The organism is Pseudomonas sp. D2002 (assembly GCF_013385735.1).
Taxonomy (GTDB): Bacteria; Pseudomonadota; Gammaproteobacteria; order Pseudomonadales; family Pseudomonadaceae; genus Aquipseudomonas.
Genome location: NZ_JACAPL010000024.1, coordinates 89,226 through 105,592 on the forward strand (window position 1 = coordinate 89,226; position 16,367 = coordinate 105,592).

The window sequence follows — 16,367 nt, forward strand, 5'->3', positions numbered from 1 at the left end:
AAACCCGATGTCGCTTAAGCACTTTATCCAAATCACCAAACCGGGGATCATTTTCGGTAACGTGCTTTCTGTGGCAGGCGGTTTTTTCCTGGCCTCCAAGGGACATGTCGATCTGGCCATTTTCCTGGCTGCAATGATCGGCACTTCCCTGGTGGTAGCTTCCGGTTGTGTGTTCAACAACTGCATCGACCGCGACATCGATATCAAGATGGAACGCACCAAGAACCGCGTGCTGGTCCAGGGCCTGATCTCCCTGAAACTGGCACTGTTGTTCGCGACCGTCCTGGGTGTTGCCGGCGTGGCATTGTTGTACAAGGTGGCCAACCCGCTGGCGGCGCTGTTTGCCGTGATCGGTTTTGTCATCTACGTCGGCCTCTACAGCCTGTACCTCAAGCGCAAGTCGGTTCACGGCACGCTGGTGGGCAGCCTGTCGGGCGCGATGCCACCGGTGATTGGTTATGTGGCTGTGACCAATAGCTTCGACATGGCCGCGCTGGTGCTGCTGGTGATGTTCAGCCTGTGGCAGATGCCGCACTCGTATGCCATCGCGATCTTCCGCTTCAATGACTACCTGGCTGCTTCGATTCCGGTTCTGCCGGTCAAACGTGGCATTCAGGTAGCCAAGAAACACATCCTGCTCTACATCCTGGCCTTCCTCGTGGCGACCTTGATGTTGACCTTCAGTGGCTACGCCGGCATGAGCTACCTCGCCGTCGCGGCGGCCATGGGCATGTACTGGTTGTACATGGCCTGGACCGGCTACAAGGCGGTGGACGACACCGTCTGGGCGCGCAAGCTGTTCGTGTTCTCGATCTTCACCATCACCGCGCTCAGCGTGATGATGTCCCTGGATTTCCAAGTGCCGAAAGAGCTGTTGCTGACCTACGCACACTGAGTCATCGAGCATTAAAAAACCCCGCCTTCGAAAGAAGCGCGGGGTTTTTTATGGTTGGGCCTTTAAACTATTCCCACATTTTTAAACTGCAGGAAGCAACGTAATGACTAAAAAAGCCGTGATGGTGTTCAGTGGCGGGCAGGACTCCACGACCTGTCTGATCCAGGCACTGCCGCTGTACGACGAAGTGCACTGCATCACCTTCGACTATGGCCAGCGCCATGTGGCGGAAATCGAAGTGGCCCAGAAGCTCGCCAAGCAGCTGGGCGCCACCGTCCACAAAGTCATGGATGTGTCCTTGCTCAACGAGCTGGCCATCAGCAGCCTGACCCGCGACAACATTCCCGTACCGACCGTGGACAGCTCTGGTGGCAGCCTGCCAAGCACCTTTGTGCCGGGCCGCAATATCCTGTTCCTCACATTGGCGTCGATCTACGCCTACCAGGTGAAGGCCGAAACCGTCATCACCGGCGTGTGCGAAACCGACTTCTCGGGCTACCCCGACTGCCGTGACGAGTTCGTCAAAGCGTTGAACAAGGCACTCGAGCTGGGCATGGAATACAAGCTGCGCCTGGACACGCCGTTGATGTGGCTGAACAAGGCCGAAACCTGGGCCTTGGCCGATTACCACAACCAGTTGGAGCTGGTGCGTCACCAGACGCTGACCTGCTACAACGGCGTTATCGGCAGTGGCTGCGGCAACTGCGACGCGTGCAACCTGCGTGCACGCGGTTTGAATGAGTATTTGCAGAACAAGGCCGATGTGATGCAGAGCCTGAAGCAGAAGTTGCAGCTGAGCTAGGGTTTAAGGGCCAGCAAGCTGTACTCGATCAAAATGTGGGAGCGGGCTTGCTCGCGAATGCGGTGTGTCAGTTACAGATGAGTTGACTGACACTCCGTATTCGCGAGCAAGCCCGCTCCCACATTTAGTTTGCATTGCACAGCCGATTAAGCGTCAGGCAGCGCTGCCGGTAATCCAGCGCTTGAACAACGCACGCGCCCCATAGGCCGGTGCGATGTTGAAGAACGCAAAACCCACTTTGATCGCAATCTGCACGTAGATCATGCTCAGGATGTCACTGGTCTGCATCGCGCCGTAAAAGGCGATGAAGCAAAACAGGAAGCTGTCGATAATCACCGCAAAGAACGTGCTGAAGAAAATGCGCAGGTACAAGTATTTGGAATTGGTCAGTTCCTTGATCTTGCACAGCAAGTACGAGTTTATATTCTCCGACACCAGGAACGACACGGAGGAGGCGACCAGAACCGAAGACACTTGAATGATCACGTCGTTATACGGCCCGTCCAGCTTCCAGCCCGGCAGCCCCGGCAGAAAGGTCGAGCCATACAGCAAGATGATGATCATCGCGTTGCTGGCAAACGCAAACAAAATGGCCCTTCTGGCCAGGCGCAGGCCGAATTGCTCGTTAAGCAAATCCACGATCAAAAAGGTCAACGGATACAGAAACGTGCCCGGCGTAACGATGATGCCCAGCGATTCCAGGTAAAGCGGCTTAGTCGCGGCAATGCTGGTGAAGATATAAAACGTGAAGAGCAGCAAGTTCAGAATGATATAAATCATCCAGGAGCTTTCATTGCGGTCGTTTATATCGTAGGCGGTGAGTGCCCCGCCCTGCGAATAAAACTTCTTGTACATGTTCTTAACTTCCATTTTGTTTAAGTTGTCCATTATTTCGCTGTTGAGTACTTCGCTCAGTTTCATCTTGATGACCTTGCCCGTGGCAATCACCATGATCACCGCCAGGCGCTTGTCATTTTCAAAGCCCAGCAGTTTGTATTTGCTGTTTTCGATGCCGGCTTCATACGTGGTCATTGAAGCGCTCCTCGATGATATCGCCGACCACGCACAGGCGGTCCGAGTGGGCAGAGGCTTCAAGGGTGATCAGCATGCGTTTGGTGGCGCGGTCGTACACCAGCTTTTCTTTGCCGTCGCTCGACGAGCCTTTTTGCACGATTAACAGATCTCCCGGCTCATTGATGCCGGGGATCGCGCGTTCCAGGCGCACCGCGATCAGGTTATGCGAGGTGCCGAAGTAGTAGGTCAGCGGGTACAGCGTCGCCAGTTCGCCAATGCGCTTGTCCAGGTTCTGGATCACCAGGCTTTCAGTGAGGATCGGCACGGCCGCCGGGTTCATGTTGCCCTGGGGGGAAACACTGCTCTCGATGATTTCCTTGGCTTCAAAATCGATGGTTTCAATTTCGTCGTAAGAGACGCCGAAGAAATCCGAAATCTTGCGAATGGTGGACTGCTGGACGTTGACGACCTTGCCTTCCAGGATGTTGTAGATGGTGGTCCTGGTCAGGCCGGCGGCACTGCATAACGACAGCTGCGTTTCGCCGCGGCTCTTGATCAAGTACTTGATGTTGCTCTTCAAGTGCTCGGTTTTTTCCCGTCTGTGTATCACGTGCTCACCACTTCCTTTTAGTCATGCCGTCCCTGTGCGCGGCGCGTGCGGCGTCGCGGCGGCGGGAGTGTTGCATGCGTGGGCCCTAACAATAAAGTCCCGGGTGCGCTGTTCCTGCGCCGACGCTCGGTTACGGTCGGGCAAAAAAGCACATTAAATTTGGAAAATGTTTAATTTCATGTTTAATTTCCTGTTTAATAAAAGCCCGCGGTTCAGGATGGACCGGCATGCAACGCCCAGGAAGGGACCCGCACCGATGGCAGTCAACACCGCACACCTCAAAGACCAGGCCGACTTGCTGCGTCGTGGCCTGGCCGATCTGCACACCGAAGATTTCGAGCTGGCGAGCCTCCTCGATGCCGAGGTCTTGCGCCAGCACCGCACCCTTTCTCTGGTTTCCTCTTCCTGCGCGGTCACCCCACGAACGCTGGTGGCGTGTGCCTCGGCATTGGTCAATGTGAGCGCCGCAGGCATGCCCGGCAAACGTCAGCGTGCCGGCTGCGAAAACGTCGACCTGGTCGAAGCCCTGGCCATTCGCCGCGCACGCGAACTGTTCGACGCTCACTACGCCAGCGTGCAGTCGCACTCGGCCTCCAACGCGATTGCCCAAGTACTCAGCGCGCTGCTGGAGCCTGGCGATACCTTGCTCGGCATGGCCCATGACCACGGCGGTGATCTCACCCTTGGCAGCCCGGCGGTGTTCACGGGCGCCTACTACAAGGCCATTCGCTACGGCACCGATGCCGATGGCCTGATCGATTACGCGCAGGTGCGCAGCCTGGCGTTGGCACATCGGCCACGCATCATCATCTGTGGTGCGTCGGCTTACTCGCGGGTGGTGGACTTCGAGCGGTTTCGCGCGATTGCCGATGAGGCGGGCGCGATCCTGTTGGCGGACATTTCCCATATCGCCGGGCTGGTGGTGACGGGGCGTCATCCGAACCCGATCAACGCCGCCCACGTCACCGTCACCTGCACCCACAAACAACTCGGCGGCCCTCGCGGCGGGCTGATTCTGTCGGGCCGCGACGCCAACACCAAAGTGCTCGGTTTGCGTTCGACCTTCAGTCGCGTACTCGATCAGGCCGTGTTCCCGCGCATGCAGGGCGCTCCGGCCGTCAACCTGATCGCGGCAAAAGCCGCCGCGCTGGGTTACGCGAAATCGGCGCAATTCGACGCCTGCATGGGCCGGGTTCGTACACTTGCCGATGAAGCGGCCTGCGCGTTTCAGGCCAATGGCTACGACGTGGTCGGCGGGCGCAGTGAAAACCATACGCTGTTGATCCGCCTGCAAGGCGCCATGACCGGAGCTATCGCCGAGTCGGCGCTGGAGCAGTGCGGCATCGTCGTGAACAAGCATCGCGTGCCGGGCGAGACGCGCTCGTCGTTGGTGACCAGCGGGTTGTGTATCGGCACCGGCTCCATGGCGCAACGCAGACTGGATCGGGAAGGCTGCCGCCAGGTGATCGAGATGGTTTGCCGGGTGCTGGGCGGTGTGACACCGCTGGGCGATCAGGAATACCACCTGGAGCCTGCAGTTTGCGAGCAGACGCGTTCAGAGGTTGAAGCCCTGTGCGCGCGCTATCCCATTGCCGACTACCTGGAGAGCTGATTCCCCGGCGCCCTGATTCCCAGGAGCCCGGTTAAATCAGCCGACACCTTCCTCGTCATACTTCCTTGTACGCACTGTGCGAATCGATCACCCGTCTACAAGGAGTAGCCCCATGGTCAGCGTAAGTCGTCGGTCCCTTCTCGCCATCGGTGCGGCCCTGCCCATGCTCGGGCATCTGGATTGGGCGCTCGCCGCCCCGTCGCCGGCAAAGCCTGACAAGGTGCGGCTCAACTACAACGAAAGCCCCTACGGCCCTTCAAGCGCCGCGCGTGAGGCCATGCAACGCGGTGTCGCGACGTCGGGGCGTTATCCCTACCCGGACATGTACGCGCTAGCCGCGTTGTTTGCCCAGCAGCAAGGCATCACCGAAGAAAACGTCGCGGTGTTTGCCGGTTCCATGGCCGCCCTGCGCTACGCGGTGCTGGCATTCACCCGCGACACGCGCGGCCTGGTCATGGCCACGCCGTCCTACGAAGTGCCGCGCCAGGCCGCCGAATCCTGCAAGACTCAGGTTCATGAAGTAAGCCTCGACGCCCGCCACGCCCATGACGTACCGGCGATGCTCGCCGCCGATCCCCACGCGGGCATGCTCTACCTGTGCAACCCCAACAACCCGACCGGCACCATCACCCCGACCGAGGCCATCCGTCAGGCGCTGGTGAACAAACCCCAAGGCTGTGTGCTGGTGGTGGACGAGGCCTATATCGATTTTTCCGACACGCCAAGCGTGGTCAGTTGGGTCAAGGACCACGACGATTTGCTGGTGCTGCGTACCTTCTCGAAAATCTACGGCATGGCCGGTGCACGCCTGGGCCTGGCGATCGGCAACCCGGCGTTGCTGGAACGGCTGGCGGTGTTTGGCGGCGACAACGTGCCGGCGGCTTCTACGCTGCTGGGCGCCCGAGCGAGTCTGGAAGACATCAAGCTGTTGCCACAGCGCAAGGCGCTCAATGCCCAGTTGCGCGATGAGACCGTGGCGTGGCTCAAGGGCCGGGGGTTCACCTGTACCGCGTCGCAGAGCAACTGCTTTATGATCGATGTGAAGCAACCGGCCGCGCAGGTGATCGAGAAGCTCACCGCACACGGCGTGTTGATCGGGCGAGTGTGGAAGGACTGGCCGCACTGGGTACGCGTGACGGTGGGCAATAAGCACGAGATGCAGCGCTTTCGCGAGGTGTTCGCGGCGCAGGTGGCGAGTGCTTAAGGCCTGGACAGGCGCGCAAGGCATGTCGCATTCTCGACCGTGTTGAATGATCAAGGACGATACCCATGCGACGCAATGGACACCCCGACACGCCCACGCCCCTGGAACCCGAAGAGGTGCGGCAATTGCTCGATACCGAGCTGAGCCGCCGTGGCCTGGGGCACTTCGAGGTCTACCAGTGCGGGCCGCCGATGGACGAAGCGCAGATTATTTCCAATTACCCCGATGCCCTGGAACCGTCCGATACCGCGGATGATTTCTACCGGCGTGGCGAGCTGGTTGCCCTGACCCGTAAGCGCATCAAGCCGTTTTTCTGGAGCGATGAAAACCTGCTCGCCCCGGCCGACGAAGCACTGCCGGTGCCGGGCCCGTGCAAGCCGGTGGGGGAGGGCGCGAGTTTCATCGTGCATGGCAATCGGGGGTTCTACTCGGTCCTCAACCTGTGCAGCTTCGGCGAGGAACAACAGTTTCGCGAAACCGTGCAGGCTTTCCAGAGTGAGCTGCAGATGCTGCTGGTGTCGGTGTATGACGAGGCCTTGGAACAGCACGCGGCCGTTGAGCCACAAACGCTGCTGACGCCGCGCGAAACCGAAGTGCTGACCTGGGCCAGCCTGGGCAAGACCTACAACGAAGTGGCGCTGTTGACGTCGATGACGTCGCACACGGTCAAGTTTCATATGAAGAACATCTTTGCCAAGCTGGACGTGACCAACGGTAAATCGGCGATCCGCAAGGCCCTGCAACTGGGCTATATCCGCCACCCGTCCTGACCTTACCTGTCCTTATGGGCAGCTTGTTGGCCCGGCAGTGCTGCATTACGTTCCCAAGCCTTGAGTGTGACGCCGGATCAACCGGCATCACCATTGCGAAGGGACAGCCGCATGAGACGTTACGCAGCCTTGGTCGACATCTGTTGCAGCGGGCCTTGCTGATGGGCACCTATCGCGCATTGCGCGGCCTGAATGCCCGGCTGCAGGCCTTGTTCGTGATTACGCTGGTGTTCCGCATGGGCACCCTGGCGTTTCCTTTCTACGCGGCGTACCTGATTCACCAGCACGCCGTATCGGCCGCCACCGCAGGCGTGCTAGTGGGCGTGTACGGTGCGGGTGCGCTGTGCACCGACCTGATCATCGGCGCGGTGATCAAACGCTTTTCCGCCAACCGCGTGATCCTTGGCGCGTTGCTGCTCAATGCCTTGCTGCTGCTGGTCATCCCCTCGGTGGATAACCCGCTCGCGCTGTTGGTGTTGTCGTTTCTGTGGGGCGCTTGCTACGAGGCCTTCACGCCGGCGACGTTTTCCGAAACCGTGGCCCATAGCACGTTGGAGACGCGCAAAGTGGCGTTTTCCTGCAACCGCCTGGCGATCAACGTGGGCATGGCCATCGGGCCGTTGCTGGGCAGCCTGGTGTTCCTGAGCCATCCCGATGCGGTGTTCTACATCAATGCGCTGTTGTCCCTGCTGGCCTTCGCCGCCTGCCTGTATATCGCGCGCTCAAAGCCCGTGGCATACGGCGCGCCGGTGGCCGGAAAAGGCGAGGGCTTACCGGAGGCCGCGCCCCATGAGCGCTCGCGGCTGCTGGTGATTCTGCTGGCGGCACTGCCGGTTCACGTGGCCTACGCATTGCCACCGACCTTTCTGTCGGCGTACATCATCAACTACACCGAACTGCCGGCGTATTACGTGGGCATCATCTTCTTCATCAACGCGTTGCTGGTGATTGTGTTCGAAGTGCCGATCAACCTGCGCATGGCGCACCTGTCGAGCAGCCGCGCGCTGATCGCCGGTTTCCTGCTGGCTGGCGTCGGTTTTTTCTTGATGGGGTTTGGTCAGGTCGGGGCACTGTTGATGCTGGCCACAGTGCTGTGGAGCCTGGGCGAGATGATCGTGTTCCCCGGTATTACCCACTACGTCAGCAGCATTTCCAGCCGCCATACCGTGGACCGCAACCTGGGTTATTACGCGGCGGGCGTGAATATCGGCGTGATGGTCGCGCCGTCGTTGGCGTTTATGTTGGTCTCGCAGCCATCCTTGCCGTCGCCGTGGTTGCTGGCAGGGTTTGTCTTGCTGCTGTTCGCGGTCGCGGTGGGCGTGATGAAAGGTTCGGCGGTGTTATGGAACAAGGAAGCGTAAACGGCACAAGGCGCAACGCATTGCGCGCGCGCCTTATTGCATCCGCCGCTTACTGCGCGGCGATGGCGTAGCCGTCAAAGGCGCTTTGCTGTTGCAGCGCGGTCACGATGCTTTTGCGCGTGACGGGCTGCTCTTCGCCACTGTTGTCGACGAAGGTTTCACTTTCCAGTTCCGCCTCGCTGCCTTCACCCACAAACGTGAAGCCCAGGAACTCCAACGCCTCACGGTCGACGTTCAACTTGGAACGCGGCGTGCGCAGCGGCAGCGTAACGCTGATGCCGTCCTTGCTGATCACAAACACTTCGGCTTCTTTCTTCGGCCGCGAGGCCTTGCTCTTGCCGGCGCTTGGGTTGCTGATCGCCTGGTGGGACTGGTTCAGCACCTTGAGCGCCAGGCCGTAGACCAGTTCCTGGAACTCGGGGTCGTCCTTGAAGCTGGACAAGATGCGGCTGATCGAGAATTTGCTGCTGAGGTCTTCCAGGGCGATGTTGTCGGCGGCCTCGGCGTCTTTGAGCTGCTTGAGCTGGCCCATCAGGTCGTAGGCCTTGTCGTCGTCAAAGGCGTCGTGGGCCTGGCGGATGGCCACGCGCAGCTCGCGGATCTGGTCGCTTTCCTTGGAGGTGTGGAACGCGTCCAGCACCATCTCGCTGATGATCTTGGCCGCCGGCACATGCTGTGAAAGATTGATGGCGTTTTCGTATTCAGCCTTGGATCGCAGGCCTGTTACGGATTCTTCGGTGGAGTGTTCGGTGTAAGAATCGGACATTGAAATTTCACTACTTCAGTAAACGGGACAAAAAAGCGTCGCGCATTTTCAGTGGCCTCGCAGATCAGGTCAAGGCAACACAACGGCCTTATCACGGCGCAACGCCGTCAACGCCCGCTGCAACCGCACGGCCCGCCCGCAGAACAGACCAACGGTAAACCCCGACACAGCGCCCACCGCCACCAGCATCTCTGGCGTGCTCAAAAACAGCGGATGCACCGCCTGCTGATAGCCGAAGTAATACTTCACGGCAAAGAACAGCTGCGAGATGAGTAAGGTTTTCCAGGTGCCCGGCAACACCAGCGTTTCGCCATTGGCAGCGAGCTGCGCGCCGTCGGCGTTGAACAGCAGCATGCCCACCAGGCTGCCCACCAGCGCGCCGCCGACCCAGGCACTGCTCGACAGTATCGACGGCGCCAGCGACATCAGCGACCACACCACCAACACCACCGGCAGGATCATCAACGAGCGACGATTCTCCCGCCCGCCCAGGCAGGCCTTGATGCCGTAATAACAAATCCACAGGTAAACGGCGTACACCCAAAGGGGCGTGCCTTGGAGGATATCGAGCATGGGGTGCTTCCTTGCAGAAATGCGTGGGGTGCTTTCAGGAGAGGATCAGATTAGGCGATGTTAGCCCTGTCAGTAGTGATAGCGGCACATCAAAATCTGCACTTCGTCATCCTCAATACCATAAACCAGGCGGTGTTCGGCAGTGATTCGCCGAGACCAAAAACCACTCAGGTTATGTTTTAGGGGTTCAGGCTTGCCAACGCCTTCGAACGGATCTCTTTGGATGGCTTTGATTAGCAGGTTTATACGCTTAAGCCCTGCCTTATCGTTTTGTTGAAACCAGAGATAGTCGTCCCAGCCTTCAGGGGTAAAAAGTATTTTCATTCTTCGATCAACCGCCTGGGCTTGGCTTTGCCGGCTCGCAAGCTGTTGACTGAGTTGATGAGGCGTTCGGCATTTTTAGGTGAGCGCAACAGGTAGGCCGTCTCTTCCAGAGCATTGAACTCTGACAGCGAGATCATTACCACCGGCTCACCTTTTTGCCGTGTCAGCAGCAGAGGTATGTGATCTTCGTTGACTCGGTCCATCGTTTCGGACAGATGAGCGCGGGCGTTGGTGTAGTTGATAGTTTCCATTAAGGTCTCCTCGTTGATGGTTGAAACGTACAGAAATACGTACATATTCACAAGGTGCATCTTATCAACGGTCAGGCGCCATGGCGCTGTCATCAATTCGACCCTGACCCACATCAACACCCCACACCGCAAAACCCGTTACAACACGCAGGCCTGATAAACCCATAAAAACGATGACCTACCTGCGCCGAGGGGACCACTCCATGCCAGGTTATTAAAGGATTAATGCCATGGCCTTCTCCCTGCCACGCCTGGCCTTGCTGGGGGCGACGCTCTGTCTGGCGCTACCTCTGCACGCCGCTCCCACCGAAATCGAACACGGCCAATACGTTGCGCAACTGGGCGACTGCATCGCCTGCCACACGGCCAAGCAAGGTAAGGTGATGGCCGGTGGGCTGGAGCTGAGCACGCCGATGGGCACGATCTATTCGAGCAACATCACCCCCGACCGTGAGACGGGTATCGGCGCCTATACCTTTGAGCAGTTCGATAAAGTGATGCGTGAAGGCGTGACGCCGACAGGCATGAATCTTTACCCGGCGATGCCGTACCCGTCCTACGCCAAAATGAGCGAGCAGGACATGCGCGCCCTCTACGCCTACCTGATGCAGGGCGTCGAGCCCGTGCAGCAGGCCAACCTCGAAGCGGACATGGGCTTCCCGTTCAACCAACGCTGGGGCCTGGCGCTGTGGAACTTTGCCTTTCTCGACAAGCAGCCGTTCCAGCCGGACCCGGACCGTAACGAGGTGCTCAACCGTGGCGCCTACCTGGTCCAGGGCCTGGGCCATTGCGGCTCCTGTCACACCCCACGCGGCATTGCCTTCCAGGAAAAAGCCATGAGTGATGACGGCCGCAGCGGTCAGCATTACCTGGCCGGCGAAACCGTTGAACACTGGCGTGCCTTGAGCCTGCGCAACCTGTGGACGGTGGAAGACACCGTGCAACTGCTCAAGACCGGGCAGAACCGTTTTGCCACGGTGGCCGGCAATATGGCTGACGTGATTCACCACAGCACTCAGCATTTCAGCGACGACGACCTTACGGCCATTGCCAGCTACCTCAAATCCCTGCCGCCGGGCAAAGATGATCTGCCAATGCCGTCGGTCGCCCACGGCCCCGCAGCGCCACCGGCGGACCTGTTCACCAGCCGTGGCGGCCTGGGTTACATGCAGTTTTGCAGCGACTGCCACCGCAGCGACGGCGGCGGCGTGAAAGGCTTGTTCCCGCCGCTGGCCGGCAACCCAAGCATCGCGGCCAACAACCCGACCTCGCTGCTGCACATCACCCTGACCGGCTGGGAAACCGCACAAACCGCCACCCACCCACGGGTCTACACCATGCCGGGTTTCAGCCGCTTGGCGGACCCGGAAATCGCCGAGATCCTGAGCTTCGTGCGCACCCGCTGGGGCAACGAGGGCACGCCGATCAGCGCCGCCCAAGTGAAAAAACTGCGTGACCAACTCAACCCCGCCACCACTGATTCGTCGGCTTTCGAAACCCCACGCCTGGCCGATTTACTCGCTGCGCCGAATGCCGACCAAGTGATTCGCGGCATGCGCCTGCACCTGCAAACCAAAGCGCTGCTGCCGAACAACGTCGGCAACGCGCTCAATTGCACCAGTTGCCATCTCAACGCCGGCACCGTGGCGGACGGCTCGCCGTTTGTGGGCGTGTCGGCGTTCTTCCCCAGCTACGCGCCGCGCGCGGGCAAGGTGGTTACGTTGGAAGAACGCATCAACGGCTGCTTCCGTCGCTCGATGAATGGCAAACCCCTGCCACCGCAATCGGCGGATATGCAGGCGATGGTCGCGTACTTCGACTGGATGAAAAACAACACCCGCCCCGAAGACAAAGTCGCCGGGCGTGGCGTGGGCAAGATTGACCCGTCGATCAAACCGGATCTTGAGAACGGCAAACAGGTGTACGCCAAGCAATGCGCGGTGTGCCATGGCGACAACGGCCAAGGCCTGGCGCGTGCCGATGGCGAGCAGGTGTACCCGCCGTTGTGGGGCGAGCAGTCGTTCAACATCGGCGCCGGCATGGCGCGGCCCTACACGGCGGCGGCGTTCGTCAAACGCAATATGCCGATCGGCTTTCACGAGAAATTCCCGTTGGGGCAGGGCGGGTTGTCGGACCAGGAAGCGGTGGACGTGGCGGCGTACTTCTCCGGTCAACCGCGTCCGGATTTCCCCGACAAGGTCAAAGACTGGCCTAACGGCGGCAAGCCCGCCGACGCACGCTACTGAGTCAGCTGTTTGAGGCAGGCCTCGAGAATATCCAGGCCTTCCTCCAGCACCGCAGGCTCGATCGTCAGCGGTGCCAGCAGGCGGATGATGTGCCGCGACTTGCCGCTGGGCATCAGCAGCAAGCCGGCGTCCCGCGCCAGGCTCAGCAGTTGGGTCAGTTGCTTGGACGCGGGCGTGCCATCGGCGTTGGCCAGCTCTATGCCACGCATGGCGCCGACGCCCGTCAGGCGGCCCACATAGGGCAAACCTTGCGTACGCCATGTTTCATAACGGCTGACGATGGCTTCTGCCTGGTGTGAGCCCCAGGTTTTCAAGTGTTCATCGGTCATCGCATCCAACGTGGCCAATGCGGCTGCGCAAGCGATGGGGTTGCCGGAATACGTGCCACCGAGGCCGCCTTTGGGCAGGTTGTCGAGTAAGGCTTTGCGCCCCACCACAGCGCCTAATGGCACGCCACCGGCGATGCTTTTGCCGAGCAGGATCAGGTCCGGCTCGATGCCCAGGCGCGAAAAGGCGAAGCGTTGGCCGGTACGCCCGAAGCCGGACTGAATTTCATCGGCAATCAGCAGGATGTTTTTCTCATCACAGAAACGTCGCAGGGCTTGGGAGAATTCAACGTCCAGGGCGAGGAAACCGCCTTCGCCCTGCACCGGTTCGATGATGAAACAGGCCACATCCTCAACGTCGATTTCCACGCTGAACAGGCGGTCCATGGCCTTGAGTGCTTCGGCGCAGGTCACGCCGTTGTCCGCGCTGGGATAAGGCAAGTGATACACCGGGCCGGGCAGTACGCCGACCTTTTGCTTGTAGGGCGCCACCTTGCCATTGAGGTTGAGCGTGGCCAGGGTGCGGCCGTGGAAGGCGCCGTCAAAGGCGATCACCGCCGTGCGGCCAGTGGCGCCGCGCACGATCTTCAAGGCGTTTTCCGCCGCCTCCGCGCCGCTGTTGGTGAGCATGCCGCTCACCGGGTAGTCCACCGGGATAAACGCAGTAAGACGATCCATCAGTTCGAGGTAGGGCGTGTGCGGGACGGCGTTGAACGCGTAGTGGGTCAGTTTGGTTGCCTGTGTTTGAATCGCCTCGACCACGCCAGGGTGGCAATGGCCGAGGTTGAGCACGCCGATGCCGCCGACAAAATCGATGTAGCGCTTGCCCGTGGTGTCCCAGACCTCGGCGTTTTTGCCGTGGCTGAGGCTGATGGGGTGAACGATGGAAATCGACTGGCTGATGGTTTCGCGGCTCATGAATCTCGGACTCGGCAATGACGGGCGTGTTTTTATCTAAGCCGCGCGCCCGGCCTTGCCGCAAACGAAATAAAGTCGCCGGGTCATTATTAAAAGTCGGGATGTGCTTTTACGTAGTCCACCATCCAGTTCAGGAAGGCTTTGACTTTAGGGACTTCGCCGGCATGTTCGGCGTGGGCGATAAAATGCGCGCCGGCGCTGGGCATTGTGTAATCCCACGGAATCATCAAGCTGGCGTTGGCCAGCTCTTCGGCCACCAGATACTGCGGCACCAACGCGACGCCATAGCCCGATTGCGCCGCGCGAATGCACATGTAGAACGTGTCGAAACGCGGCCCGTGGTAGCTGTTCTGCGAATGCAGGCCTTGTTCGAGGAACCATTCGTGCCAGGCTTCCGGGCGCGAGGTGCATTGCAGCAAGGTGTGGCGCGACGAAGCATCGCTGCCTTCGGCGACAAAGCCTGGTGCACAGACCGGCACCACGGCTTCGCGAAACAGCTCAATGCACGTCGCCCCCGGCCACGAGCCCTGGCCGAAGAAAAACGCGATATCGGCCTTGGCCTGCAACACGTCGAAGGGTTCGAGTTCGTTGCGCACATCCAGGTGGATGTTCGGATGCCTGGCTGCAAAATCCTTGAGCTTGGGCACCAGCCAGCGGTCGCCGAATGTCGGCTGGGTGGCGATGCGCAACACTTCGGTCTCGCCGCCATAGGAGAGAATGTAGCGGCTGGAAATGTCGACCTGGGTGAGGATCTTGTGCACTTCGGCCAGGTACAGCGAGCCCGCCGGCGACAGGTACAAGCGCTGGCGCACCCGTTCGAACAGGTTGTGGCACAGCATTTCTTCGAGCTGCGCCACCTGCTTGCTCACCGCACTCTGGGTCAAGTGCAGCTCTTCGGCGGCGCGGGTGAAACTCAGGTGGCGGGCGGCGGCTTCGAAGCACTGCAGGGCAGTCATCGAAGGGGTCAAGCGTTTTGAGATCATGCAGTTCATTCCAAATCGGAAGGAGCCTTTGCCTAAAGGTCGTTTGTGGCAGGGGTGTAAAGCCGTCGATACTGCGCGGCACCACTATAAACCGGCGCGGGCTGTGCGGCGCCGAATAATAAAGTTCGACAGGGAGTGCCTCGCATGAACAACCTCAAGACCACGTTGGCCGCCCTCACTGCCGCTGCGGCACTGGGCCTGGCGGGCAGTGCCCAGGCGGGCGTGACCTTGGACGCGATCCAGAAAAAAGGCTTTATCCAGTGCGGCGTCAGCGATGGTTTGCCGGGCTTTGGTGTACCGGACAGCCAGGGCAAGATGACCGGCATTGACGTGGACGTGTGCCACGCCGTTGCGGCGGCGGTATTCGGCGATGCCTCAAAAGTGAAGTTCAGCCAGTTGACCGCCAAGGAGCGTTTCACCGCGCTGCAATCCGGCGAAATCGACCTGATCTCGCGTAACACCACCTGGACCAGTTCCCGTGACTCGGGCATGGGCCTGGTGTTCACCGGCGTAACCTATTACGACGGCATCGGCTTTCTGGTGAATAACAAACTGGGCGTGACCGCCGCCAAGCAACTCGATGGCGCGACCATTTGCATCCAGGCAGGCACCACCACCGAACTCAACGTTTCCGATTACTTTCGCACCCACGGCATGAAGTACACGCCGATCACCTTCGACACCGCCGATGAAAGCGCCAAGGGCCTCGAAGCCGGGCGCTGCGACGTGCTCACCACCGACCAGTCGGGCCTGTACGCCCAGCGAATCAAGATGGCCCACCCGGACGAGTTCGTGGTGTTGCCGGAAGTGATCTCCAAAGAACCGCTCGGGCCGCTGGTGCGCAAGGGCGACGATGAGTGGTTCAGCATCGTCAAGTGGACCTTGTTCGCCATGCTCAATGCCGAGGAAATGGGCATCACTTCGCAGAACGTCGAAGAGCAGGCCAAGTCCACGAAGAACCCCGACGTGGCACGACTGCTGGGTGCCGATGGCGATTACGGCAAAGACCTGAAGCTGCGCAAGGATTGGGTGGTGCAAATCGTCAAGCAGGTGGGCAACTACGACGAAGTGTTCGAGCGCAATATCGGCCAGGGCAGCGTGCTGAAGATCAAGCGCGGGCTCAATGCGTTGTGGAGCAACGGCGGCATCCAGTACGCGCCGCCGGTGCGTTGATGTGGGAGCTGTCGAGCCTCAGCGAGGCTGCGATGCAGGCGCTGCGGTCTGGCAGGTGCTGCGCGGTGATCCCTTCGCAGCCTCGCTAAAGCTCGACAGCTCCCACAGGGGATTACCTGTGTTGATTAAATCGCGGTTAGCCGCTTGATCAGTGGGAAACACGCCGACGATTCAGGGGCAATGAAGACCAACTGTGGGAGCTGTCGAGCTTTAGCGAGGCTGCGAAGGCGGCGGCACTGTTGGCATAGTGGTTGCCTGACCCACCGCTTTCGCAGCCTCGCCAAGGCTCGACAGCTCCCACAGGGGATTACCTGTGTTGATTAAATCGCGGTTAGCCGCCTGATCATTGGGAAACACGCCGATGATTCAGGGGCAATGAAGATCAACTGTGGGAGCTGTCGAGCTTTAGCGAGGCTGCGAAGGCGGCGGCACTGTTGGCATAGTGGTCGCCTGACCCACCGCTTTCGCAGCCTCGCCAAGGCTCGACAGCTCCCACAGGGGATTACCTGTGTTGATTGAATCGCGGTTAGCCGCCTGAT

16 protein-coding genes are annotated in these 16,367 nt (G+C 59.9%); 8 read left to right on the forward strand and 8 right to left on the reverse strand.

The features are described 5' to 3' along the window. Positions 1-7: 7 nt before the first annotated feature. Together cyoE and queC are read left to right on the forward strand one after the other, a co-directional pair. On the forward strand, positions 8-895 hold the full coding sequence (gene cyoE, locus HX783_RS29080; protein WP_016971085.1) for a heme o synthase: 888 nt from the start codon (positions 8-10) through the stop codon (positions 893-895). A gap of 103 nt (positions 896-998) precedes the next feature. After that, complete coding sequence (gene queC, locus HX783_RS29085) at positions 999-1,697, forward strand: 7-cyano-7-deazaguanine synthase QueC (protein ID WP_177019156.1); 699 nt, start codon at positions 999-1,001, stop codon at positions 1,695-1,697. Between the two features lie 153 nt (positions 1,698-1,850). Here the strand turns inward: queC and HX783_RS29090 are convergent, their stop codons facing one another. Next, positions 1,851-2,729, reverse strand: a complete 879-nt coding sequence (locus HX783_RS29090; protein ID WP_159959760.1) for a queuosine precursor transporter — start codon at positions 2,727-2,729, stop codon at positions 1,851-1,853. Next, positions 2,716-3,321, reverse strand: coding sequence for a helix-turn-helix transcriptional regulator (locus tag HX783_RS29095; RefSeq protein WP_159959759.1), 606 nt, complete (start codon positions 3,319-3,321; stop codon positions 2,716-2,718). The genes HX783_RS29090 and HX783_RS29095 overlap by 14 nt, the downstream gene beginning before the upstream one ends. A 256-nt stretch (positions 3,322-3,577) precedes the next feature. Here HX783_RS29095 and glyA point away from each other — a divergent pair, with 256 nt between their 5' ends. From glyA to HX783_RS29115, 4 genes are all read left to right on the forward strand, one after another. After that, complete coding sequence (glyA, locus tag HX783_RS29100) at positions 3,578-4,933, forward strand: serine hydroxymethyltransferase (protein ID WP_177019157.1); 1,356 nt, start codon at positions 3,578-3,580, stop codon at positions 4,931-4,933. A gap of 112 nt (positions 4,934-5,045) precedes the next feature. Further along, positions 5,046-6,137 (forward strand): pyridoxal phosphate-dependent aminotransferase, encoded by a 1,092-nt coding sequence (locus HX783_RS29105; RefSeq protein WP_177019158.1) that lies wholly within the window; start codon positions 5,046-5,048, stop codon positions 6,135-6,137. Between the two features lie 65 nt (positions 6,138-6,202). Beyond that, positions 6,203-6,907 carry a LuxR family transcriptional regulator gene (locus tag HX783_RS29110; RefSeq protein ID WP_177019159.1) on the forward strand — a complete coding sequence of 235 codons (705 nt, stop codon included), beginning with the start codon at positions 6,203-6,205 and terminating at the stop codon, positions 6,905-6,907. 161 nt (positions 6,908-7,068) lie between these two features. Further along, the gene (locus HX783_RS29115) at positions 7,069-8,268 is read left to right on the forward strand and encodes an MFS transporter (RefSeq protein ID WP_177019160.1); all 1,200 of its coding nucleotides are present in this window, start codon (positions 7,069-7,071) and stop codon (positions 8,266-8,268) included. Positions 8,269-8,317: 49 nt separating this feature from the next. Here HX783_RS29115 and HX783_RS29120 read toward each other — a convergent pair whose 3' ends face one another. From HX783_RS29120 to HX783_RS29135, 4 genes are all read right to left on the reverse strand, one after another. Continuing rightward, positions 8,318-9,034: a hypothetical protein gene (locus tag HX783_RS29120; RefSeq protein WP_177019161.1), complete on the reverse strand. Its 717-nt coding sequence runs from the start codon at positions 9,032-9,034 to the stop codon at positions 8,318-8,320. Positions 9,035-9,103: 69 nt separating this feature from the next. Further along, on the reverse strand, positions 9,104-9,607 hold the full coding sequence (locus HX783_RS29125; RefSeq protein WP_159959752.1) for a DUF6622 family protein: 504 nt from the start codon (positions 9,605-9,607) through the stop codon (positions 9,104-9,106). A 69-nt stretch (positions 9,608-9,676) separates the two neighbouring features. Further along, entirely contained in the window at positions 9,677-9,931 is a 255-nt protein-coding gene (locus tag HX783_RS29130) for a Txe/YoeB family addiction module toxin (protein WP_033896222.1), read from the reverse strand. Then, positions 9,928-10,182 (reverse strand): type II toxin-antitoxin system prevent-host-death family antitoxin, encoded by a 255-nt coding sequence (locus tag HX783_RS29135; protein ID WP_078739028.1) that lies wholly within the window; start codon positions 10,180-10,182, stop codon positions 9,928-9,930. Before HX783_RS29135 ends, HX783_RS29130 begins: the two co-directional genes overlap by 4 nt. Before the next feature lie 230 nt (positions 10,183-10,412). Between HX783_RS29135 and HX783_RS29140 the strand changes: the two genes are divergently transcribed. After that, positions 10,413-12,428 (forward strand): c-type cytochrome, encoded by a 2,016-nt coding sequence (locus HX783_RS29140; protein ID WP_177019162.1) that lies wholly within the window; start codon positions 10,413-10,415, stop codon positions 12,426-12,428. Here HX783_RS29140 and HX783_RS29145 read toward each other — a convergent pair. Both HX783_RS29145 and HX783_RS29150 read right to left on the reverse strand, forming a co-directional pair. Continuing rightward, the gene (locus tag HX783_RS29145; protein WP_177019163.1) at positions 12,422-13,672 is read right to left on the reverse strand and encodes an aspartate aminotransferase family protein; all 1,251 of its coding nucleotides are present in this window, start codon (positions 13,670-13,672) and stop codon (positions 12,422-12,424) included. The genes HX783_RS29140 and HX783_RS29145 overlap by 7 nt on opposite strands. An 89-nt stretch (positions 13,673-13,761) precedes the next feature. After that, entirely contained in the window at positions 13,762-14,655 is an 894-nt protein-coding gene (locus tag HX783_RS29150; protein ID WP_177019164.1) for a LysR substrate-binding domain-containing protein, read from the reverse strand. Positions 14,656-14,799: 144 nt separating this feature from the next. On the opposite strand from HX783_RS29150, the gene HX783_RS29155 reads away from it, so the two are divergent. Next, on the forward strand, positions 14,800-15,828 hold the full coding sequence (locus HX783_RS29155; RefSeq protein ID WP_159959744.1) for an amino acid ABC transporter substrate-binding protein: 1,029 nt from the start codon (positions 14,800-14,802) through the stop codon (positions 15,826-15,828). The last annotated feature ends 539 nt before the right edge of the window (positions 15,829-16,367 follow it).